The sequence below is a fragment of the Kocuria oceani genome, from assembly GCF_029524215.1.
GTDB lineage: Bacteria > Actinomycetota > Actinomycetes > Actinomycetales > Micrococcaceae > Kocuria > Kocuria oceani.
Genome location: NZ_JARAMH010000012.1, coordinates 118447 through 138311, shown reverse-complemented (window position 1 = coordinate 138311; position 19865 = coordinate 118447). Strand labels below are relative to the sequence as shown.

The window sequence follows — 19865 nt, the reverse complement described above, 5'->3', positions numbered from 1 at the left end:
CCAGCGATGACCGCAGCAGATACCGCCCCCGGGGCGGCCGACGCCCCCCTGCTCGAGGTCGAGGACCTCGCCGTGGCGTTCACGACGATGAACGGGCCGGTCCAGGCCGTCCACGCGGCGTCCCTGACGCTGCGCCAGGGACGCACCCTGGCCATCGTCGGGGAGTCCGGCTCGGGCAAGTCCACCACGGCGATGTCCGTGATCGGCCTGCTGCCCGGCAACGGCCGGGTCACCGGCGGGTCCGTGCGGTTCGCCGGACAGGAGCTCGTGGGCCTCGACGAGTCCCGGATGCGAGCCGTCCGCGGCCGCCAGATCGGCCTGGTGCCGCAGGATCCCATGTCCAACCTCAACCCCGTGACCACGGTGGGGCAGCAGGTCGCCGAGACGCTGCTCGTGCACGGCCTGGCCACCCGCAAGGACGTGCACGAGCACGTCGTCGCGGCCCTGGCGGCCGCCGGCCTGCCCGAGCCCGAGCGCCGCGCCGCCCAGTACCCGCACGAGTTCTCCGGCGGCATGCGCCAGCGCGCCCTCATCGCGATCGGGCTCGCCTGCCGGCCGCGGTTGCTCATCGCCGACGAGCCGACCTCCGCCCTGGACGTCACCGTGCAGCGGACCATCCTGGACCAGATCGAGCGGATGACCGAGGAGATCGGCACGTCCGTGCTGCTCATCACCCACGACCTCGGTCTGGCCGCCGAGCGCGCCCAGGACATCGTGGTGATGCACCGGGGCCGCATCGTGGAGGCCGGTCCGTCCGCGCAGGTGCTGGAGGACCCGCAGCACGAGTACACGCGCCGGCTCGTGCAGGCGGCGCCCTCGGTGGCGGCGGCCCGCGTCGGCGTGCCGCCGGCGGCGGGGACGGCCGCGGGGCCGGCGGCGGAGCCGCAGCGGAGCCCTGCGGCGGTCCCGGGGCAGGGCTCGACGACCGTTCCCGCCGCGGTCTCCGCGGCCCCCGCTCCCGGGCCGGCCCCCGCGTCCGACCCCCGATCCGCGCGCGAGCCGCTCGTGGTGATCGAGGACCTCACGAAGGTGTTCAAGGGGCGGCTGGGACAGCCCGACTTCACGGCGGTCCGCGACGTCTCGCTCACCGTGCCCCGGGGCAGGACCGTGGCGATCGTGGGGGAGTCCGGGTCCGGCAAGACGACGACGGCGCGGATGCTGCTGAAGCTCTACGAGCCCACCTCCGGTTCGATCCGGTTCGACGGCCAGGACGTGACGGGTCTGCGCGGCAAGGAGCTGGCGGGGTTCCGGCAGCGCGTGCAGCCGATCTTCCAGGACCCCTACTCCTCCCTGAACCCCATGTTCACCATCGGGCGGATCATCGAGGAGCCGCTGTCCACCTACGGCCGCGGCGACCGGGGCGAGCGGCGGGACCGGGTGAAGTGGCTGCTCGAGGAGGTGGCCCTGCCGCCCTCCACGGTCAACCGCTACCCCAACGAGCTCTCGGGCGGCCAGCGCCAGCGCGTGGCGATCGCGCGGGCCCTGGCGCTGCAGCCGGAGCTCATCGTGTGCGACGAGCCGGTGTCCGCGCTCGACGTGCTCGTGCAGAAGCAGATCCTGGACCTGCTGGGCCGGCTGCAGGAGGAGTTCGGGCTGTCCTACCTGTTCATCTCCCACGACCTCGCGGTGGTCCGGCTCATCTCCGACGAGGTGTGCGTGATGAAGGACGGCGAGCTCGTGGAGGCGGCCCCGAGCGAGGAGATCTTCACGAACCCGCGCCACCCCTACACCCGGAGGCTGCTGGCCTCGATCCCGGGCAACGAGCTGCGCGTCGAGGCCTGAGCCCGCGCACGGGGCGGCAACGACGGGGCCGCGGACCGGCCCGTGCACCGGTGCCGCGACGCTCGGCGGCACGGACCGCGGCGCCGGCGACGGATGTCCCCGCGCCGGCGGACGACCCGGTGCTCAGAACAGCGGCGCGGCCGCGGCCAGCCCGGCGAGCACGGCGAGCACGGTGAGCGCTGCGGTGCCCACGGCGTTGAGCACCGCGTCCCGCACCTGCCCGTCGCGGGCCAGCCGCACGGTGTCGGCCATCGCGGTGGAGAAGGTGGTGTAGCCGCCGCAGAAGCCGGTGACGGCCGCGGTGACGGCCGGACCGCCCAGCGCCCCGGCCAGTGCGGCGCCGGTGAGCAGCCCGGCGAGGAAGGACCCCGTCACGTTGACGGTCACCGTGCCGACCGGGAAGGACGTCGCCGCGCGCCGGCGCAGCACCCCGTCGACGACGAACCGGGCCGTCGCCCCGACCCCGCCGAGGAGGCAGATCAGCAGGGCGGTCACGCGCGGCGTCCCCGGGCGGCGAGGAGGGCGCCGGCGAGGCACGCGGCGAAGCCGCCGGCCAGGGAGAGCCCCACGTAGGCCAGCGCCTGGCCGGGCGCCCCGGCCGAGAGCATCCGCTGCACCTCGAGGGCGAGGGAGGAGAACGTCGTGAACCCGCCCAGGAAACCGGTCCCGGCGCCCAGTCGCAGCAGCAGCCTGCGGGGGGTCTCCTCGCCGCGCAGCAGGAGGGCCTCCAGGAGCATCCCCAGCAGGAAGGACCCGAGCAGGTTCACCGCCAGGGTGGCCACCGGCCAGCCGGACACCACCGGCAGCGCCACCGAGACCCCGTGGCGGGCACCGGTCCCGAAAGCGCCGCCCAGACCCACGGCGAGGACCAGCAGCAGGCGCCGGTGCGGCGGTCGGCTCAAGAGGGCCCCTTCGTGGTCGATCTCCTCGCGGGCCTCCCGGGGGAATTCGGGAGGGCGGCTCGATCCTACCGGCCGGTCCGTAGGATGTCGGGGTGCACACCATACGCGGCGCCAGGATCCTGCTCGCCCTCAAGACGTCCCTGGCGGTGGCCCTGTCCTGGGTCGTGGCCCAGCGGATGCCGGGGGTGATCGACCAGTACCCGTACTACGCGCCCCTCGGGGCGATCTCCGCGATGTACCCCACCGTGTTCGGCTCGGTGCGCGCGGGCCTGCAGACCGTGGCCGGCATCGCCCTGGGCATCGCCCTCGCCGCCGGGGTGCTGCTGGTCGGCGACCCGAACCTGGTGACGGTCGCCGTGGCGGTGGGCATCGGCGTGCTGCTGGCCGGGATCCGCCGGCTCGGGGCCGGGGCGGAGTACGTGCCCGTGGGGGCGCTGTTCGTGCTGATCGTCGGCGGCCAGGACGCCGAGGGCTTCTCCGCCGGCTTCCTGGTCCAGATGTCCGTGGGGGTCGCGATCGGCCTGCTCGTCAACGCGCTGGTCTTCCCGCCGCTGGACTTCCGCACCGCCCGCCTGCAGCTGGACCGGCTGCAGGGCGTCGTCGTGGACTACCTCGAGGACGCCGCCGGGGAGCTGGCCGAGCCCGGGACCACCGCGGGACGGGACTGGGCGGAGCGCAACCACTCGCTCGTGCGGATCACGGCCGAGGTCCGCGAGGCCGTGGACGAGTCCGCGCAGAGCGCCCGGGGCAACCCCCGCGTGCTCCTCCGGCGCGGGCGGCAGACGGACCCGGGGTACGCCGCGATGCTCCAGCTCGAGAGCGTGGTCTTCCACCTCCGGGGGTTCACGGACGCACTGCGTGAGCTCTACGACCACAAGGGGCACGACTGGGTGATCCCCGCGGCCCTCAGCAGCCGGCTCGCCGAGGCGGCGCAGTCCTCCGCCGACGGCGTGCGGGCGTGGGCCGCGGGGGAGGACCCGGCGGAGGCCGCCGAGCGGGTCCGCTCCCTGGCGGGGCGGCTCAGCTCCGAGATCACGGACCCCTCGGGGCACGAAGGGCGCCTGGTCATCACCGCGGCCCACGACCTCGCCCGGCTCGTGGCCGTGCTGGATCCCCCCACCGCGCCCACCGAGGGCAGCAGCGCCGTGACGCGCGGCTGACGTTCCCGGACCGGCGGACCGGTCCGGCCGTGCCGAGGGCCCGTGCGGACCCTCGGCACGGCCGTACGGTTCAGGCCCGGCCGCGCCGGCGCAGCCGCAGCACGGCCGCTGCCGACAGCGCCGCCCCGGCGGCGAACAGAGCGGCCAGCAGGCCCGTGCCCGGCCCCTCGGCCGGCTCCGCGGCCGCGGTCTGCATGTTGAGCCCCGGGTTGACGGCCACCGGAGCGGTCTCGGCGGGAGCCTCCACCACGGGAGCTCCCACCACGGGAGCGGCCTCCACCGGGGCGGCGGGTGCCGGGGCCACGGGGGCACCGACGGGGAGCTGGCCGAGCCCGCCCTCGCAGGCCACGACGGCCTGCTCCAGCAGCACGAGGAGCTGGTCGACGGTCGCCTCGTCGAGCACCAGCTCCGCCAGGAGCGCGTCGAACGCCGCGCCGGTCTCGACGACCGCCGCCTCGAGGGCGGCGGGGTCCACGGTGCCGAGGGCGGCGGCCAGCGCCGCGTCCAGCTCGGCGATCGTGGCCTCTGCCTGGGCCAGGGCCACCGGGTCACCGGACTCCTGGGCCGCCGCCAGCGCCGTCGCGGCGGCCTGGAGCTCCGCCAGGCTCGGACCGCCCGCGTTCACCACCAGCGCGGTGTACTGCGCCTCGGCGGTGGCCACGGCGTCCGCGGTCCGGTCGAGGGACATGATGGCGTCGGGGGTGATGCCGGCGCCGGCCAGCGCGGCGTCGAGCTGGCTCGTGGCCTGCAGGCAGGCGGCGTCGCCGGGTGCGGCGACGGCGGCCGGGGCGCCCAGGACGAGGCCCCCCACCAGCATCGTGGCCGCGGACCCCGCGGCGGCCCAGGTCTTGGCAGCGGTCATCTCGTGTGTCTCCTGAATCCGGTCGTGGCCCCGGGCCGGTCCCGCGGGCTGCAGCGCGCGGCAGGACCCCTCCGGCGTCACCCGTCCGCGCGCGGTGGCGGAGGCGACAGGAGACGTCGTGCTGCTGGTCGCGCGGCGGCTCGCAGGGGCCCCGCCGAGCGGTAGGGCGCCTGGGCGGCGGCCGAAGGACTGCTGTGCCGTCAAACTACGTGCCGGTAGCACTTGTTGGCAATAGTGAAGGCCCCGGCCGGTGGGGCCCCGGCCGGGGCCGCGCCGGCGCCCCCGGCCGGGCCGTCAGCGCCGCGTCCGGGACCGGGGGCGTGTCCGGGCTCCCCGGGACACGCCCCCGGGGACACCGCGGCCGGGCCGCTCCCGGCGGGTCCGGTGCCGTTCGACCGTCTGGTCGTAGAAGCCCACGAGCGCCTCCGTCGCGGCCCGCCAGCCGTGCCCCTCGGCGTCGGCGCGGCCGGCCGCGCCCATGCGGGCGCGCAGCGCGTCGTCGCCGAGCAGCCGGGTGAGGTGCGCCGTGAGCTCGTCGGCGCTGCCGGGGGCGGCGAGCAGACCCGTCCGCCCGTCGGCGACCGCGAACGGGATGCCGCCGGCCCGGGCGCCGACCACCGGCACCCCGCTGGCCAGGGACTCCAGGGCCACCAGACCGAGGGTCTCGGTGGTGGACGGGAACGCGAACACGTCCGCGGACGCATAGGCGGCGGCGAGCTCCTCCCCGGCCAGCGGCCCGACGAAGGTCGTCGGGGTGCCGGCGAAGCGCCGCTCGAGCTCCGCCCGGTGCGGGCCCGTGCCGACCACGGCGAGCCGGGTGCCCGGCAACCGCCGGATCGGCTCGAGCAGGGCCTCGAGGTTCTTCTCCTTGGACAGCCGCCCCACGGAGAGCACCAGCCGCTCCTCCGGGTGCCCGCCGGTGAGGCGCCGGCGTACGGCGGGGGAGGCCTTCGCGGGCGAGAAGAGCCGGGTGTCCACGCCCTTGGGCCACAGCGCGAGGTCCCGCACGCCCATCCCGGCGGCCCGCTCGAGCATCGGCCCGGACGTGCACAGGTTGACCCGGGCCAGGTTGTGGGTGGCGCGGATCCACCGCTCCACACCCCCGCGCAGGGGTCCGAGGCCGAGGGCGCTCATGTACTGCGGCACGTCGGTGTGGAAGGAGGCCAGCAGCGGCAGGTCCCGGCACCGGGCCGAGAGGGCGCCCCAGGCGCCGAACCACACCGGGTTCACCGCGTGCACCACGTCCGGGCGGAACGCCGTCACGGCGCGCTCGGCCGCCGGGGTGGGCAGCCCGCCCCGGATGTCGGGGTACCAGGGAAAGGTGACGGACCGGGCCCGGACCACCCGGTGCGGCCCGTACGCCTCCGGCGGCCGCCCCGGGGTGAGCACCAGGACCTCGTGGCCGAGGTCGCCGAGCTCGTCGAGGGTGCGCAGCAGCCGGGTCACCACCCCGTCGACGTTGGGCAGGAAGACGTCCGTGAACAGCGCGATCCGCATCCGCCGGCTCAGGCGCCCACCGGCGCCGGGCGGGACGCCGAGGCGGGGACGCCCGGCCGGCGCCGCCCGTTCCACACGGAGGTCGCCGGGATCCGGGAGAGGTCCACGCGGTGCGCCCAGCGCTCGGCCGTCTGCTCGACCTCCAGGAGCAGACCCTCCGAGAGGGTCGTGGGCTGCAGGCCCAGGCTCAGGAAGGCCTCGTTGACCACGTGCAGGTCGTTCTCCGCGGACTCCTGGCGGGGGTTGGGCACCGTCTCGACCTGCGCGCCGGTGAGCTCGGAGACCAGCTGGGCGAGGTCGCGGACCCGGTGGGTCTCGGTCATCTGGTTGAAGATCTTCACCCGGTCCCCGGCCGCCGGGGGGTGCGCCAGGGCCAGCTCGACGCACCGGACCATGTCCTGGATGTGGATGAACGCCCGGGTCTGCCCCCCGGTGCCGTGCACCGTCAGCGGATGGCCGACCGCCGCCTGGACCAGGAACCGGTTGAGCACGGTGCCGTAGTCGCCGTCGTAGTCGAAGCGGTTGACCAGCCGCTCGTCGAGCGCCGTCTCCACGGTGCTGGTGCCCCAGATGATGCCCTGGTGCAGGTCGGTGATCCGCAGCCCGTCGTTCTTGGCGTAGAACGCGAACATGGTCTGGTCCAGCACCTTGGTCATGTGGTAGAGGGAGCCGGGGTTGGAGGGGTAGAGGATCTCCTGGGGGACGTTGCCGTGCGGGCCGGGGACCTCCACGTCCAGGTAGCCCTCGGGGATCTGCATCCCGGCGGTGCCGTACCCGTAGACGCCCATGGTGCCCAGGTGCACCAGGTGGACGTCCAGACCGGACTCCACGATCGCGCACAGCACGTTGTGCGTGGCGTTGACGTTGTTGTCCACCGTGTAGCGCTTCGTCCGGGGGGTCTTCATGGAGAAGGGCGCGGCCCGCTGCTCCGCGAAGTGCACCACGGCGTCCGGGCGCTCGCTGCGCAGCAGCCCGAGGAACTCCTCGTAGTCCTGGGCCAGGTCGAGCTCCGCGGCGTCGATCCTGCGGCCGGTGACCTCCGCCCACGCCGCGCGGCGCTCGTCCAGGTCGCGGATGGGGGTCAGCGACTCGGTGCCGAGGTCGGCGTCGATGGCGCGCCGGGAGAAGTTGTCGACGACGAGCACGTCGTGGCCCCGGGCCGACAGGTGCAGTGCGGCGGGCCAGCCGCAGAAGCCGTCGCCTCCGAGGATCGCGATCTTCACGTGGTCTCCGTTCCCGGGCCGGTCCGGCCCGCTCGTGTGGTCGTCGCTGTCAGGGTGCGCCACTCGGCTGAACCGGAAGTGAACGCGCGCGCACCAGCTGCTGGTAGGCGAACGTGCCCGGGCGGACCTCCCAGCCCGGCCCGGCCAGCGCGCGCAGCTCGTCGGGGACGTAGGCCCGGCGCAGGGAGCGCAGCCCGTCGGTGCGCAGGAAGGAGCCCGGGGCCAGGGGCAGGACGCCCACCGAGTACAGCCGGTAGGCCGCGGGGCTGCGCACCAGGTCGTTGTGCACCACGAGGCGGCGGGCCAGCCGCTCCGAGTCCGCCACGAGGCCCCGCACCTGCTCCGGGGCCAGGTGGTGGAGCAGGTGGTTGGAGACCACCACGTCGAAGGTCTCGCCCGCCGCGACGAGCTCGCGGCTGGTGGTGCGCCGGAAGGCCGGTGGCGTCAGGTGCGTCCGCCGGGCCGACCAGCGGGCGGTGCGCGCCACCGCCCACTCGTGGGCGCGGGCGTCCGGGTCCACGCCCGTGACCCGCAGGTCGACGCCGTCCCGGTGCGCCCAGCGGGCCAGGGCCCGGGCGACGTCCCCGCCGCCGGAGCCCACGTCGAGGACGGTCAGGGGCCGGCCGGGGACGGCCAGCGGGCGGATCCGCCGCCGGTAGGCGGCCGACCACCCGGCGAGCAGGAAGTTGATCGCCTCGAAGCGCGCGTAGGTGCGCCGCAGGGCGCCGAGGTCGCAGTCGGGGTCGTCCATGAGCTCCTGCAGCCCGGAGTCCCGCCGGGAGAGGTCGGGGCGCGGGTGTGGGGCGAAGCGGAGCATCTGCCCATTCTCGTGCGACCCGGCACGTTTCGCCAAGGAGCGGCGCCGCGGAGCCCTCGCGCCCGGGCGTCACTAGACTGGGCCTCCCGTCCGGTGCCGGAGGGGAGACCGGAAGGGGAGTCCCGTGGGAGACACCGTGCGGGCCTCGGGCCCGCCGCCCGGGCCGTGGATCGGCCTGGCGAGCGCGTGCTGGGCGGCCAACGCCGCGCTGGGGGCCTCCGTGGGGGCCGGGCTCGTGCACACGGGCCGGTTCCGCTGGATCCACCACGCCCTCTACATCGCCACGACGACGACGACGGCCCTGGCCACGCTGCTCGGCGCCGGCTCGTCCTCCGCCGCGCGGCGGGCGGCCGCCCGTGCGCTGGCGCCGGCGCTGCTGCCGCTGGCCGCCCTGCCGCACGTGGGCACGCCCGCCCAGGGCCACCCGCGCCGGCACGCCGTGGCGGCACTGTCCGCGGCGCCGTTCTACGCCACCGCCCTGATCCGAGCCCGCGCCGACCGCGCGCGCTGACCGCACCGACCGAACCGGAGAGCACATGGAGTTCCTCGACGTCGTCTTCAACCGCCGCACCACCAACGGGCCGTTCCTGCCGGACCCGGTGTCCCCGGAGCACCAGCGGCTGCTGCTGCGCACCGCCGCGGCGGCGCCCTCCCAGTTCAACAGCCAGCCGTGGCGCTTCGTGCTGATCGAGGACCGGGGGACCATCGACCGGATCGCCCGGATCAGTGCCGAGTCCATGACCCAGGTGATGGCGGAGGGGACGTTCTTCGACCGGTACAAGCGCTACTTCCGCTTCAGCAAGCAGGAGATGGAGGAGCAGCGCTTCGGGATGCTCTTCGACAAGCTCCCCGCCGTGCTGCGCCCGTTCACCAAGAAGGCGTTCACCCCGGGCGGGCAGGCCATGATGAACCGGCTGCGGGTGCCGCAGACGCTGGGCTCGGAGAACCACAAGCTCGTCGCCGGGGCGCCGCTGCTGCTGGGCGTGATGCTCGACCGCCGCGAGTACCGGCCCGGGGAGCTCTCCGGGTTCTACTCGCTGTTCTCGATGGGCGCGGCGATGGAGAACCTCTGGCTCACCACGGTGGAGCTGGGCATGGGCATCCAGTTCGTCTCTTTCCCCATGGAGGCCCCGGCCCGGTGGGCCGAGATCGTGGAGCTGCTGGAGGTGCCCGAGGAGCTCGAGCTCATGGCCGTCTACCGCCTCGGCTACGTGCCGGAGGCGCACCGCCGGCCCGCGATCGACTGGTCCTCCCGCGAGCGGCGGCGGATCTCCCAGTACGTCTTCCGGGAGTCCTGCGCCACCCCGCAGGAGGGCTGGGACGACTGAGCCCCGCAGCGGCGCGGCCCGGTCCTGCCGCACCCGCCGGATGCGCCCGGAAGGGCCGCGGATCGGCTAGCGTCCGTGCTGTGACCCGCGACACGGACCCGACCTTCCGCCCGCTGACCCTCCAGGACACGCCCGCGTGGTCCGCGCTGATCCGCGCGCTGGCCGCGGCGGACGGCACCGGGGAGACCTATGAGCCCGACGACCTGGCCGAGGAGCTCGTCCAGGCCGGCGTGGACGCCGCCGCGGACACCTGGGGCGTCTGGGCCGGCCGCACCCTGGTGGCCTACGGGCAGGTGCACGTGAGCACGGCCCTGACCGCCGAGGGCCTGGCCCGCGCGCACCTCGGCGGCGGGGTGCACCCGCGGTGGCGCGGCCGGGGCATCGCCACCGCGCTGTTCGAGCGCATGGAGCCGCGCGCCCTGGGGATCGCCGGCCGGCGCCACCCGGGCGCCGCCGTGCAGCTCTCCGCCTCGGGCGGGATCGACGGCGCGGAGGCCCGGACCTTCCTCGCCGGACGCGGCTACGCCCCGGCGCGGTGGTTCACCGACATGGAACGGCCGCTGCCCGGTCCGCCCCCAGGCCCGCTCGACGCCCGCGCCGAGCCGTACGAGGACGCCCTGGCCGAGGAGCTGCGGCTCGCGCACAACGACGCCTTCTCGACCCACTGGGGCTCCACGGCGCGGTCGCCGGAGGCCTGGGCGGACCTGGTGGGCGCCCGCAGCGCCCGCAAGGACCTGTGGCGGGTGGTCCGGGAGCCCGGCGGCCGGATCCTGGCCTACTGCGTCGTGAGCCAGTGGCGCGAGGGCGTCCTCTACGTGGACCTCGTGGGCACGCGGCAGGAGGCCCGCGGCCGGGGGCTGGCGCGGGCGGTGCTGCTGGGCGCCGTGGCCGCCGCCGCGGCGGACGGGGCGTGGGCCACGATGGAGCTGACCGTGGACACCGCGAACCCCACGCGCGCCGACGCGCTCTACCGCTCCGTGGGCTTCGTCCCCGTCCGGACCCAGGCCGCGTTCGCGCGCACCGTGCCGCCCGGGGCCTGAGCGCGGCCGGACGGGCGACGGGTTCGCGCGCACCGTGCCGCCCGGGGCCTGAGCGCGGCCGGACGGACGGCGGGTTCGCGCGGATCGGCGTCGCCGCCGTCGTGCTCAGCACCGTCCGGGTCCTGGTGGCGCCCTAACCCGCCTGCCGACGGTCGGTGGCCGGGCGCCGCTGAGCGGACCCGGGAGGTGCTCGGCCCGCGGGAGCTCCGGGGAGCTCCCGCGGGCCGGGAGGACCTGCCGCTGCGGGGTGGTGAGCGGTTCGGGCGCGGGACGCCTCGTGGGCGGCCTGCGCCGGTCGGGTGCGCCGTCGCCGATCAGCTGGTGCACCGTGTGATCATCAGTTCACAACCTCCACGACACCCTGCGCAAACGTCTAGTCTCAAGTTGATCAGAACGACCAAGAACGGGCTGCGTGGAGGAGTGACGGTGGTCAGCATGACGAACTCCGGGGCCGGGGGCGCCGGACTGGACGCGACGGACCGGAGGATCCTGGCGGCCCTGGACGAGGACCCGCGCATGACCGTGCTCGCCCTGGCCCAGCGCACCGGGCTGGCGCGCGGCACCATCCACGCCCGGCTCGAGCGGTACCGGACCGGGGGTGCGCTGCGCCCGCACAGCACCCGGGTGACGCCCGCCGCACTGGGCTACGGCCTGGCCGCCAGCGTGGCGGTGGAGCTGGACCAGCACCAGCTGGACCAGGCGATCGCCGGGCTGCAGGCCATCGCGCAGGTCATCGAGGTGTTCGCCCCGGCCGGGCAGACGGACCTGCTGTGCCGGGTGGTGGCGAAGGACCCCGAGGACCTCTACCGGGTCTCCGAGGAGATCCGGCTGTGCCCCGGGATCCTGCGGACCTCCACGAGCATGTTCCTGCGCACCGTCATCCCGTACCGGGTGGCGCCGCTGCTGGCGGAGGGCGCCTGAGTGCTGGCCATCTGCCGGACCGGAGGGGTACCGTAAGCACACTGGCGAATTCGCAGTCGTTCGCCATCCCGGACCGACGAGACAGATCGAAGGAGATGCCATGAGCACCAAGGTCGAGAAAACCGTTGTGGTCGACGTGCCCCTGAGCACGGTGTACAACCAGTGGACGCAGTTCGAGGACTTCCCCCAGTTCATGAACGGCGTCAAGAGCGTCCGCCAGCTGAGCGACTCCCGGCTCGAGTGGGTCGCCGAGATCGGCGGCGTCCGCCGCCAGTGGGAGGCGCGGATCGTCGACCAGGTCCCGGACAGCCGGGTCTCCTGGGCCGCCACCGAGGGAGCCACCAACGCCGGCACCGTGATGTTCCACGACGCCGGCAACGGCCGGACCGAGGTGCACCTCGTCCTGGAGTACGAGCCCGAGGGTCTCGTGGAGAAGGCCGGGGACAAGCTCAACGTGGTGGAGAACCAGGCCGAGGGCGACCTCGAGCGGTTCAAGAAGTTCATCGAGGACGAGGGGTACGCCACCGGGGCGTGGCGCGGCTCGGTCGACGAGGGCGCCCCCGTCGGCACCCCCGGCGTCGAGGCCGCCGCCGCCTCCCGCGGTGACGACGGCAAGGCCGGGATCTCCGGCAAGGTGGTCGCCGCGGGCGTCGCCGCCGCCGGCGTGGCCGCCGCCGGTGCCGCCGCGGCCGCCAAGAAGAAGGACTCCGACGAGGACACGGAGCCGGTCACCTTCGAGGCGGATGCGCCTCCGGCCCCCACGACCCCCACGGTCACGCCGGTGGCCCCCGAGACGGCCGTGCCCGGCGAGGTCCCCCCGGTCGCGCCCACCGGTCCCGCGCTGACCGATCCCGCCGTGGACGCGGACGTGGACGTCGACCCGACCTCCGGACGCACCGACGGCCGTCCCGCCGGCGGCGCGGTCTAGGACCCGCGGGCACGCGCAGGGCCCCCCGACCGGCACTGCGGTCGGGGGGCCCTGCACGTGCCGGCAACCGGAGCGCCCGGCGTGCTCAGCCGGTGACCGCCCCGACCGAGGCCGAGCGCACCAGCTTGGCGTACTTGCCCAGCACCCCGCCCTCGTACTGCGGGGGCAGCGGGGCCCATCCGCCGCGGCGCCGGGCCAGCTCCTCCTCGTCCACCTGCAGGTCGAGGCGGCGGGTGGTGAGGTCCACCCGGATCCGGTCGCCGTCGCGCACGAGGGCGACCGGTCCGCCGTCGACCGCCTCCGGCGCGATGTGGCCGATGCACAGGCCGGTGGTCCCGCCGGAGAAGCGGCCGTCCGTGAGCAGCAGGACGTCCTTGCCCAGGCCCGCGCCCTTGATCGCGCCGGTGATGGCCAGCATCTCCCGCATCCCGGGCCCGCCCTTGGGCCCCTCGTAGCGGATGACCAGCACGTCCCCGGCCGTGATCCGCCCCGCCTCCAGGGCGTCCATCGCCGCCTGCTCGCGCTCGAACACGCGGGCGGGACCCTCGAAGGCCTCGGCGTCGAACCCGGCCGACTTCACCACGGCCCCCTCCGGGGCCAGGGACCCGTGCAGGATCGTGATGCCGCCGGTGCGGTGGATCGGGTTGTCGAGGGTGCGGATGACCTCCCCGTCCACCGGGTCGGGGTCGATCACCGCGAGGTTCTCGGCGAGCGTCCGCCCGGTGACGGTGAGGACACCGCCGTGCAGCAGCCCGGCGTCGAGCAGGGCCTTCATGACCACCGGGATGCCGCCGTGGCGGTCGACGTCGTTCATCACGTAGCGGCCGAACGGCTTGACGTCGGCCAGGTGCGGGACGCGGTCGCCGATCCGGTCGAAGTCCTCCAGGGAGAGCTCGACCCCCGCCTCGTGCGCGATGGCGAGCAGGTGCAGGACGGCGTTGGTGGACCCGCCGAGGGCCATGAGCACCGTGATCGCGTTCTCGAAGGCCTCCCGGGTGAGGATGTCCCGGGCCGTGATGCCCTGGCGGAGCATCTCGACGACGGCCTCCCCGGAGCGGTGGGCGAACTGGTCGCGCCGCCGGTCCGCCGAGGGCGGGGCGGCGGAGCCGGGCAGGCTCATCCCGAGGGCCTCGGCCACGGACGCCATCGTGTTGGCCGTGTACATCCCGCCGCAGGCGCCCTCACCGGGGCAGATGGCCCGCTCGATCCGGTCCAGGTCCTGCCGGCCCATGAGCCCGGCCTTGCACGCGCCCACGGCCTCGAAGGCATCGATCAGGGTGACGTCCTTCTCGGTCCCGTCCGTCAGCTTCACCCACCCCGGGGCGATGGTCCCGGCGTAGAGGAACACGGAGGCCAGGTCCAGGCGGGCGGCGGCCATGAGCATCCCGGGTAGGGACTTGTCGCAGCCGGCCAGCAGCACGGAGCCGTCGAGGCGCTCAGCCTGCATCACGGTCTCCACCGAGTCGGCGATGACCTCGCGGGAGACCAGCGAGAAGTGCATCCCCTGGTGGCCCATGGAGATCCCGTCCGAGACGGAGATCGTGCCGAACTGCAGCGGGTACCCGCCGCCGGCGTGGACGCCCTCCTTGGCGCCCTGGGCGAGCCGGTCCAGGGACAGGTTGCAGGGGGTGATCTCGTTCCAGGAGCTGGCGATGCCCACCTGGGGCTTCTCCCAGTCGGCGTCTCCCATGCCCACGGCGCGGAGCATGCCGCGGCTGGCGGTGGCGTCGAGGCCGTCGGTCACCTGACGGCTGCGGGGCTTGATGTCGGGGCTCATGCGGTCTCTCCCGGGTCGGCGGCGCACCGGGCGGTGCGCGGGGCAGGGCGTGCCGCGAACCTATCAACGGAACTCGCGGAGCGTCGAGGGACGTCCATCCGCGGAGCGCAACTTTGTGGGCCCCGGGGGCAGACAACACCGGCCGCGACTCCTAGGGTGGGAGCAGAAGAACCGTAAGCAACCTGATCGAAGGAGCCCGTCATGCCCGAAGGACCCGTCTCGCAGCACGCCCGGTCGATGGCCGACGACGAGGGCGGGATGCCCGAGCAGCAGCAGACCCCGCCGGGTCTGACCGCGGCCATGGACCCCGTGCCCGACCACGGGGAGTCCTCCTGGCAGGGCCGCGGCCGGCTCGAGGGGCTCAAGGCGCTGATCACCGGCGGGGACTCCGGGATCGGCCGGGCCGTGGCCATCGCCTTCGCCCGGGAGGGCGCCGACGTCGCGATCAACTACCTGCCCGAGGAGCAGGAGGACGCCCAGGACGTCGTCGGGTGGATCGAGAAGGCCGGCCGCACCGCCGTCCTGGTGCCGGGGGATCTGCGCGAGGAGCAGAGCTGCCAGGAGATCGTGGACCGCGCGGTCGAGGGCCTCGGCGGGCTCAACGTCGTGGTGAACAACGCCGGCTACCACTGGGCCCGCGGCGAGTCCGGGCTGCAGGGGCTGCGCACGGAGGACCTGGAGCGTGCCGTGCGCACCAACCTCTACGGCACCCTGTGGATCAGCCGGGCGGCGCTGCCGCACCTGGGGCGCGGCGACAGCATCATCAACACCACCTCCGTGCAGGCCTACGACCCGTCGGCGACCATGATCGACTACGCCGCCACGAAGGCTGCCCTCAACAACGTCACCGCCAACCTCGCCGCCGACCTCGGCCCGGCGGGCGTCCGGGTCAACGCCGTGGCCCCCGGGCCCGTCTGGACCCCGCTGCAGCCGGCCACCAAGGAGCCCGCCGCGGTGGCGCACATGGGCGAGGACACGCCCCTGGGGCGCATCGCCCAGCCGGCCGAGCTGGCCGGCGCCTACGTCTTCCTGGCCTGCCCGGCCGAGGCGAGCTACGTCAGCGGCACCGTCCTCGGCGTCACCGGGGGCCTGCCCGTCTTCTGAGCCGCGTCCCGACAACCCTCGACGGAAGGAGCATCCCGTGCCGAAGACCGGCAAGGACGACCACGCCAAGAAGTCCGAGCTGCCCTCCACCCTGCAGCGCTCGGGGCGGAAGGCCCAGGACACCTTCGCCAAGACCTACGACTCGGCGATGGAGGAGTACGGCGACGAGGAGCGCGCGGCCCGCACCGCCTACAGCGCGCTCAAGCACACCCACGAGAAGGTGGGCGACCACTGGGAGGCCAAGGAGGAGTACGGTCCCTCCGACGAGCACGCCGCGGGCGGGCGGGACTCCGGGGCGCGGACCGCCGGGGGCGTGGACGCCAACGCCTCGAAGCAGCACCTCTACGAGGTGGCGAAGCGGCTCGGCGTGGAGGGCCGCTCCTACATGACCAAGAAGGAGCTGGTCGAGGCCATCCAGAAGGCCAACGACGCCGCGACGCGCCGGGCCCGCGGGGACTGAGCCGCCCGGCCCGGCGCTCACAGGACGCCGAGCAGCCCGCGCACCAGGGTCACCCCGCCGCCGAGGCCGGCGAGCACGAGGGCGGTGGTGCGTGCCGCGCTCAGCGGCACGCGGCGGGCGACGACCGCGCCGATCCGCACGCCCAGCAGCACGGTGAGCACCACTCCCGGCGCCACCCACCACGGGGGCAGCCCGCCCGTCCCGGCGGCCCCGAGCAGCGTCTTGGTGAGCACGGACAGGGCGCCCATCGTCATGAACACCGGCTGCAGGGTCGCGGCGAAGGACCGCTGCTCCCAGCGGGCCAGCCGGGAGTGGATGACCATGACCGGCCCGGCCACCCCGGCGGTGGTGTTGAAGAACCCGCCGATGGTCCCCGCGAGCACCGTCGGCAGCCGTCCCGGCCAGTCGGGCAGGCGGGGCAGGCCGAACATGGTGGTGAGGGCCAGCAGCACCACGCCGCCCACCACGACCTGCAGCCAGGCCGCCGGCAGCTCGCGGACCACGAGGGCGGCCGGCACGGCGCCCACGGCCGCGGCCGGGGCGATCAGTGCGAAGCGCCGCCAGTCGACGTGCTGCCACACCGAGAGCATGATGAGGAACCCGGAGACCGTCGTGGTCGCGTTGGTGACGAGCACCCCGGTGGCGGGCCCCAGCAGCAGCGCGAGGGTGGGCGCGACGACGAGCCCGACCCCGGTGCCCGAGACGCGCTGGAGCACCGAGCCCACGAGGATGGCGAGGGCGGCGACGACGACGAGTTCCACAGGCCCCATTCTGCGCCCCGGCCGGGCCCGCCCCGTCCACCCGGCCGGTGCCGTTGGCGATCCCCCGGGTGATAAGTAAGCTTGCGGTCATGCGAGGTCCCTCTCCGGGGACGACGTCCAGCGAAAGGTGCGCCATGAGCATCACCCGAGACCTGATCATCGACGGCGAGCACGTGCCCGCCCTCAGCGGCCGGACCGCCGAGGACATCAATCCCTACACGGGCGAGGTCTTCGCCACCGTCGCCGCCGGCGGTCCCGAGGACGTGACCCGCGCCGTCGACGCCGCGGCGTCGGCCGCGGAGGAGTGGGCCGGCACCACCCCCAGCGCCCGGCGCCGGATCTTCCTGCGCGCGGCCGACCTGCTGGAGGAGCGCATCGAGCAGGGCGCCGAGATCATGGCCAAGGAGGTCGGCGGCGTCCGCGGCTGGGCCGAGTTCAACACCCATCTGGCCGCCAACATCCTGCGCGAGGCCGCCGGCGCCACCACCCTGCCCCAGGGGGAGGTGCTCGCCACCGACATGCCGGGCGTGCGCTCGATGTCCGTGCGCCGGCCCTACGGGGTGGTCGCGGCGATCTCGCCCTGGAACGCCCCGTTCATCCTCGGCATGCGCTCCATCGCCGTGCCCCTGGCCGTGGGCAACACCGTGGTGCTGAAGCCCAGCGAGGACGCCCCCCTGGCGTGCGGGCTGTTCCTGGCCGACGCCCTGGTCGACGCCGGACTGCCCGCCGGCGTGCTCAACGTGGTCACCAACGACCGCGCGGACGCCGCGGAGGTGGTCTCCGCGCTGATCTCCGACCAGCGGGTGCGGATCGTGAACTTCACCGGCTCCACCGCCGTGGGCCGCACCATCGGCACCCTCGCCGCGCAGCACCTGAAGCCGGCGGTGCTCGAGCTCGGCGGGAAGAACAGCCTGGTGGTGCTCCGGGACGCGGACCTCGACTACGCCGTGGACGCCGCGGCCTTCGGCGCCTACATGAACGCCGGGCAGATCTGCATGTCGGTGGACCGGGTGCTCGTGGACCGCAGCATCGCCGAGGAGTTCACCGAGCGCTTCGCGCGCAAGGTGCAGGACCTGCCCACCGGCGACCCGACCGACCCGGGCACGGTGATCGGCCCGGCCGTCAACGCCCGGTCGGCCGAACGGCAGTACGCGCTCGTCGACGACGCCGTGGCCAAGGGCGCCGTGCTCCGGGCCGGCGGGCACCGGCTGGAGAACTCCCTGGTCCCCGCCACCGTCCTCACGGACGTGACCCCCGAGATGGACATCTTCCACGACGAGATCTTCGGCGCCGTCACCACCGTCTTCGAGGTGGACGGCCCGGACGAGGCCGTGGAGTTCGCCAACAACACCAACTACGGTCTCACGGCCGGTGTCATCACCGAGAACCTGGGCGAGGGCATCGCGGTGGCACAGCGGCTGAAGACCGGCATCGTGCACGTCAACGACCAGTCCGTGGCCGACGAGCCGCAGGCGCCCTTCGGCGGGATCCAGGAGTCCGGGTACGGGAAGTTCGGCGGCCAGGCCGGCGTGGAGTCGTTCAGCGAGCGGCGGTGGATCACCGTCCAGGAGGAGGGCCACGCCCGGTTCCCGTTCTAGGCCCCGGCGCGCCGGCGGAGCACCCGTGACACACCAGGAGGACACCATGGACCGGACGGACAGGCTGCTGCGAGAGGTCGCCGCGTCCCGCTTCGGCATCGAGGAGCTCCGTGAGGGGCAGCCCGAGGCCATGCAGGCGGCGGCCGGGGGCCGGGACGTGCTGGCCGTGATGCCCACCGGCCACGGGAAGTCCGCGATCTACCAGGTGGTGGGCGCCGCCCTGCCCGGCACCGCCGTGGTGGTCTCCCCGCTGATCGCCCTGCAGCACGACCAGGTGGAGGCGATCAACGAGGACCTCGGCGCGGAGGCCGCCTTCGCGGTGAACTCCCGGGTCGGCGCCCGCCGCGAGCGCGCGGCGTGGGCGGCGGTGGAGGACGGGCAGGCGAAGTTCCTGTTCCTCGCCCCCGAGCAGCTGGTCCGCGAGGAGACGGTGGAGCGCCTCGCCGCGCACCGGCCGTCCCTGTTCGTGGTGGACGAGGCGCACTGCATCTCCTCGTGGGGCCACGACTTCCGCCCCGACTACCTCGTGCTCAGCGAGACCGTCGAGAGCCTGGGGCACCCGCCCGTGGTCGCGCTGACCGCCACCGCCTCCCCGCACACCCGCGCGGAGATCGTGGACCGGCTGGGCATGCGCGACCCGCTGGTGATCGTGCAGAGCTTCGACCGGCCCAACATCGAGCTGCGGGTGGTGCGCCACCACGGGTCCGGGGACAAGCGGAGGGCCCTGCTCCGGCAGGTCGAGGGCCTGGCCGGGCCCGGCCTGGTCTACGTGGCCACCCGCCGGGAGACGGAGCAGTACGCCGCCGAGCTGCGCGAGCGCGGGGTGCGCGCCGAGGCGTACCACGCCGGGCGCCGGCAGCCGGAGCGGGAGGACGTGCACGCCCGCTTCCTGGACAACGCGCTCGACGTGGTGGTGGCCACCACCGCGTTCGGGATGGGCATCGACAAGCCCGACGTGCGCTTCGTGGTGCACGCGGACATTCCCGACTCCCTGGACAGCTACTACCAGCAGATCGGGCGGGCCGGCCGGGACGGCGCGCCCGCCCTGGCCGAGCTGCACTACCGCTCCGAGGACCTGGGGCTGCAGCAGTACTTCGCCGGTGCCGCCCCCGATCCGGAGGACCTGGAGAAGGTCTTCCGGGCCGTCCGGCGGGAAGGCCCGGTCCGCGCGTCCGAGCTGCGCGAGCACACCGGCCTGGGTCCGCGCGCCCAGGCCCGGGCCCTGCACCTGCTCGAGCACAGCGGCGGCGTCCGGGCCCGGCGCCGGGGCTACCGGGCCGCCCCCGGCGCCGAGGTCGGCCCCGCCGTGGCCGCCGCGCTCGAGGAGGCCGAGTCCCAGCACCGGATCGACCGGTCCCGGATCGAGATGATGCGCGGCTACGCCGAGACCGACGGGTGCCGGCGGGACTGGCTGCTGAACTACTTCGGCGAGGAGACCGACGGGTGGTGCGGCAACTGCGACCAGTGCGAGGAGGAGGGCTCCGCGGCCGAGGCCGAGGAGCGGGCCGCCGCCACGCCGCACGGCTGGGAGATCCAGACCCCGGTCGCCCACCGCGAGTGGGGGCACGGGATCGTGATGGGGGCGGAGCCCGACCGGATCACGGTCCTGTTCGACTCGGTGGGCTACAAGGAGCTGTCCCTGCGGCTGATCGAGGAGCAGGACGGGCTGCTGGTGCACGAGCGGGCCAAGAGCGCGTAGCGTTTC

Annotated in this window: 19 protein-coding genes; 11 read left to right on the top strand and 8 right to left on the bottom strand. The window is 74.7% G+C overall.

What is annotated here, in order from left to right; all coding sequences use genetic code 11:
- The first annotated feature begins 6 nt into the window (after positions 1–6).
- Entirely contained in the window at positions 7–1782 is a 1776-nt protein-coding gene (locus tag PU704_RS13675) for a dipeptide ABC transporter ATP-binding protein (RefSeq protein WP_277551716.1), read from the top strand.
- A 123-nt stretch (positions 1783–1905) separates the two neighbouring features.
- Here PU704_RS13675 and PU704_RS13670 read toward each other — a convergent pair whose 3' ends face one another.
- Positions 1906–2277: a fluoride efflux transporter FluC gene (locus PU704_RS13670; RefSeq protein ID WP_047801581.1), complete on the bottom strand. Its 372-nt coding sequence runs from the start codon at positions 2275–2277 to the stop codon at positions 1906–1908.
- On the bottom strand, positions 2274–2684 hold the full coding sequence (locus PU704_RS13665; RefSeq protein WP_075872181.1) for a fluoride efflux transporter FluC: 411 nt from the start codon (positions 2682–2684) through the stop codon (positions 2274–2276). Before PU704_RS13665 ends, PU704_RS13670 begins: the two co-directional genes overlap by 4 nt.
- Positions 2685–2776: 92 nt before the next feature.
- Here PU704_RS13665 and PU704_RS13660 point away from each other — a divergent pair, with 92 nt between their 5' ends.
- Positions 2777–3844: an FUSC family protein gene (locus PU704_RS13660; protein WP_075872182.1), complete on the top strand. Its 1068-nt coding sequence runs from the start codon at positions 2777–2779 to the stop codon at positions 3842–3844.
- Between the two features lie 70 nt (positions 3845–3914).
- On the opposite strand, the gene PU704_RS13655 is transcribed toward PU704_RS13660, so the two are convergent.
- The 4 genes from PU704_RS13655 to PU704_RS13640 form a co-directional block, all read right to left on the bottom strand.
- Positions 3915–4706 carry a hypothetical protein gene (locus PU704_RS13655; protein ID WP_075872183.1) on the bottom strand — a complete coding sequence of 264 codons (792 nt, stop codon included), beginning with the start codon at positions 4704–4706 and terminating at the stop codon, positions 3915–3917.
- 294 nt (positions 4707–5000) lie between these two features.
- Complete coding sequence (locus PU704_RS13650) at positions 5001–6203, bottom strand: glycosyltransferase family 4 protein (RefSeq protein ID WP_075872240.1); 1203 nt, start codon at positions 6201–6203, stop codon at positions 5001–5003.
- Positions 6204–6211: 8 nt separating this feature from the next.
- Positions 6212–7426: an NAD-dependent epimerase/dehydratase family protein gene (locus PU704_RS13645; protein WP_047801583.1), complete on the bottom strand. Its 1215-nt coding sequence runs from the start codon at positions 7424–7426 to the stop codon at positions 6212–6214.
- A gap of 49 nt (positions 7427–7475) precedes the next feature.
- Positions 7476–8243: a methyltransferase domain-containing protein gene (locus PU704_RS13640; protein WP_047801584.1), complete on the bottom strand. Its 768-nt coding sequence runs from the start codon at positions 8241–8243 to the stop codon at positions 7476–7478.
- A gap of 124 nt (positions 8244–8367) precedes the next feature.
- On the opposite strand from PU704_RS13640, the gene PU704_RS13635 reads away from it, so the two are divergent.
- The 5 genes from PU704_RS13635 (at position 8368) to PU704_RS13615 (ending at position 12460) form a co-directional block, all read left to right on the top strand.
- On the top strand, positions 8368–8754 hold the full coding sequence (locus tag PU704_RS13635) for a hypothetical protein (RefSeq protein ID WP_255396226.1): 387 nt from the start codon (positions 8368–8370) through the stop codon (positions 8752–8754).
- A gap of 25 nt (positions 8755–8779) precedes the next feature.
- Positions 8780–9571: a nitroreductase family protein gene (locus PU704_RS13630; RefSeq protein WP_047801585.1), complete on the top strand. Its 792-nt coding sequence runs from the start codon at positions 8780–8782 to the stop codon at positions 9569–9571.
- Between the two features lie 80 nt (positions 9572–9651).
- Entirely contained in the window at positions 9652–10611 is a 960-nt protein-coding gene (locus PU704_RS13625) for a GNAT family N-acetyltransferase (protein WP_075872185.1), read from the top strand.
- 435 nt (positions 10612–11046) lie between these two features.
- Entirely contained in the window at positions 11047–11532 is a 486-nt protein-coding gene (locus PU704_RS13620; RefSeq protein WP_047801664.1) for an Lrp/AsnC family transcriptional regulator, read from the top strand.
- A 100-nt stretch (positions 11533–11632) separates the two neighbouring features.
- Positions 11633–12460 (top strand): SRPBCC family protein, encoded by an 828-nt coding sequence (locus PU704_RS13615; RefSeq protein ID WP_075872186.1) that lies wholly within the window; start codon positions 11633–11635, stop codon positions 12458–12460.
- A gap of 85 nt (positions 12461–12545) precedes the next feature.
- Here PU704_RS13615 and ilvD read toward each other — a convergent pair whose 3' ends face one another.
- Positions 12546–14237: a dihydroxy-acid dehydratase gene (ilvD, locus tag PU704_RS13610; RefSeq protein ID WP_277551714.1), complete on the bottom strand. Its 1692-nt coding sequence runs from the start codon at positions 14235–14237 to the stop codon at positions 12546–12548.
- A 201-nt stretch (positions 14238–14438) separates the two neighbouring features.
- Between ilvD and PU704_RS13605 the strand changes: the two genes are divergently transcribed.
- Positions 14439–15341, top strand: a complete 903-nt coding sequence (locus PU704_RS13605; RefSeq protein ID WP_047801588.1) for an SDR family oxidoreductase — start codon at positions 14439–14441, stop codon at positions 15339–15341.
- A gap of 37 nt (positions 15342–15378) precedes the next feature.
- Entirely contained in the window at positions 15379–15801 is a 423-nt protein-coding gene (locus PU704_RS13600) for a ChaB family protein (protein WP_047801589.1), read from the top strand.
- Between the two features lie 17 nt (positions 15802–15818).
- Here PU704_RS13600 and PU704_RS13595 read toward each other — a convergent pair whose 3' ends face one another.
- Entirely contained in the window at positions 15819–16571 is a 753-nt protein-coding gene (locus PU704_RS13595) for a TSUP family transporter (protein ID WP_047801590.1), read from the bottom strand.
- A 125-nt stretch (positions 16572–16696) separates the two neighbouring features.
- Here PU704_RS13595 and PU704_RS13590 point away from each other — a divergent pair, with 125 nt between their 5' ends.
- Positions 16697–18160: an aldehyde dehydrogenase family protein gene (locus tag PU704_RS13590; RefSeq protein WP_075872188.1), complete on the top strand. Its 1464-nt coding sequence runs from the start codon at positions 16697–16699 to the stop codon at positions 18158–18160.
- 46 nt (positions 18161–18206) lie between these two features.
- A complete protein-coding gene (locus PU704_RS13585) occupies positions 18207–19859 on the top strand; it encodes a RecQ family ATP-dependent DNA helicase (RefSeq protein ID WP_277551712.1) in 1653 nt (550 codons plus the stop codon).
- The last annotated feature ends 6 nt before the right edge of the window (positions 19860–19865 follow it).

Excerpts from the sequence above, each read along its gene's own strand:
- PU704_RS13585 (WP_277551712.1), top strand. The coding sequence starts at position 18,207 with ATGGACCGGACGGACAGGCTGCTGCGAGAGGTCGCCGCGTCCCGCTTC.
- PU704_RS13605 (WP_047801588.1), top strand. The coding sequence starts at position 14,439 with ATGCCCGAAGGACCCGTCTCGCAGCACGCCCGGTCGATGGCCGACGAC.
- ilvD (WP_277551714.1), bottom strand. The coding sequence starts at position 14,237 with ATGAGCCCCGACATCAAGCCCCGCAGCCGTCAGGTGACCGACGGCCTC.
- PU704_RS13650 (WP_075872240.1), bottom strand. The coding sequence starts at position 6,203 with ATGCGGATCGCGCTGTTCACGGACGTCTTCCTGCCCAACGTCGACGGG.
- PU704_RS13615 (WP_075872186.1), top strand. The coding sequence starts at position 11,633 with ATGAGCACCAAGGTCGAGAAAACCGTTGTGGTCGACGTGCCCCTGAGC.
- PU704_RS13620 (WP_047801664.1), top strand. The coding sequence starts at position 11,047 with ATGACGAACTCCGGGGCCGGGGGCGCCGGACTGGACGCGACGGACCGG.
- PU704_RS13675 (WP_277551716.1), top strand. The coding sequence starts at position 7 with ATGACCGCAGCAGATACCGCCCCCGGGGCGGCCGACGCCCCCCTGCTC.
- PU704_RS13640 (WP_047801584.1), bottom strand. The coding sequence starts at position 8,243 with ATGCTCCGCTTCGCCCCACACCCGCGCCCCGACCTCTCCCGGCGGGAC.
- PU704_RS13630 (WP_047801585.1), top strand. The coding sequence starts at position 8,780 with ATGGAGTTCCTCGACGTCGTCTTCAACCGCCGCACCACCAACGGGCCG.
- PU704_RS13595 (WP_047801590.1), bottom strand. The coding sequence starts at position 16,571 with ATGGGGCCTGTGGAACTCGTCGTCGTCGCCGCCCTCGCCATCCTCGTG.
- PU704_RS13655 (WP_075872183.1), bottom strand. The coding sequence starts at position 4,706 with ATGACCGCTGCCAAGACCTGGGCCGCCGCGGGGTCCGCGGCCACGATG.
- PU704_RS13590 (WP_075872188.1), top strand. The coding sequence starts at position 16,697 with ATGAGCATCACCCGAGACCTGATCATCGACGGCGAGCACGTGCCCGCC.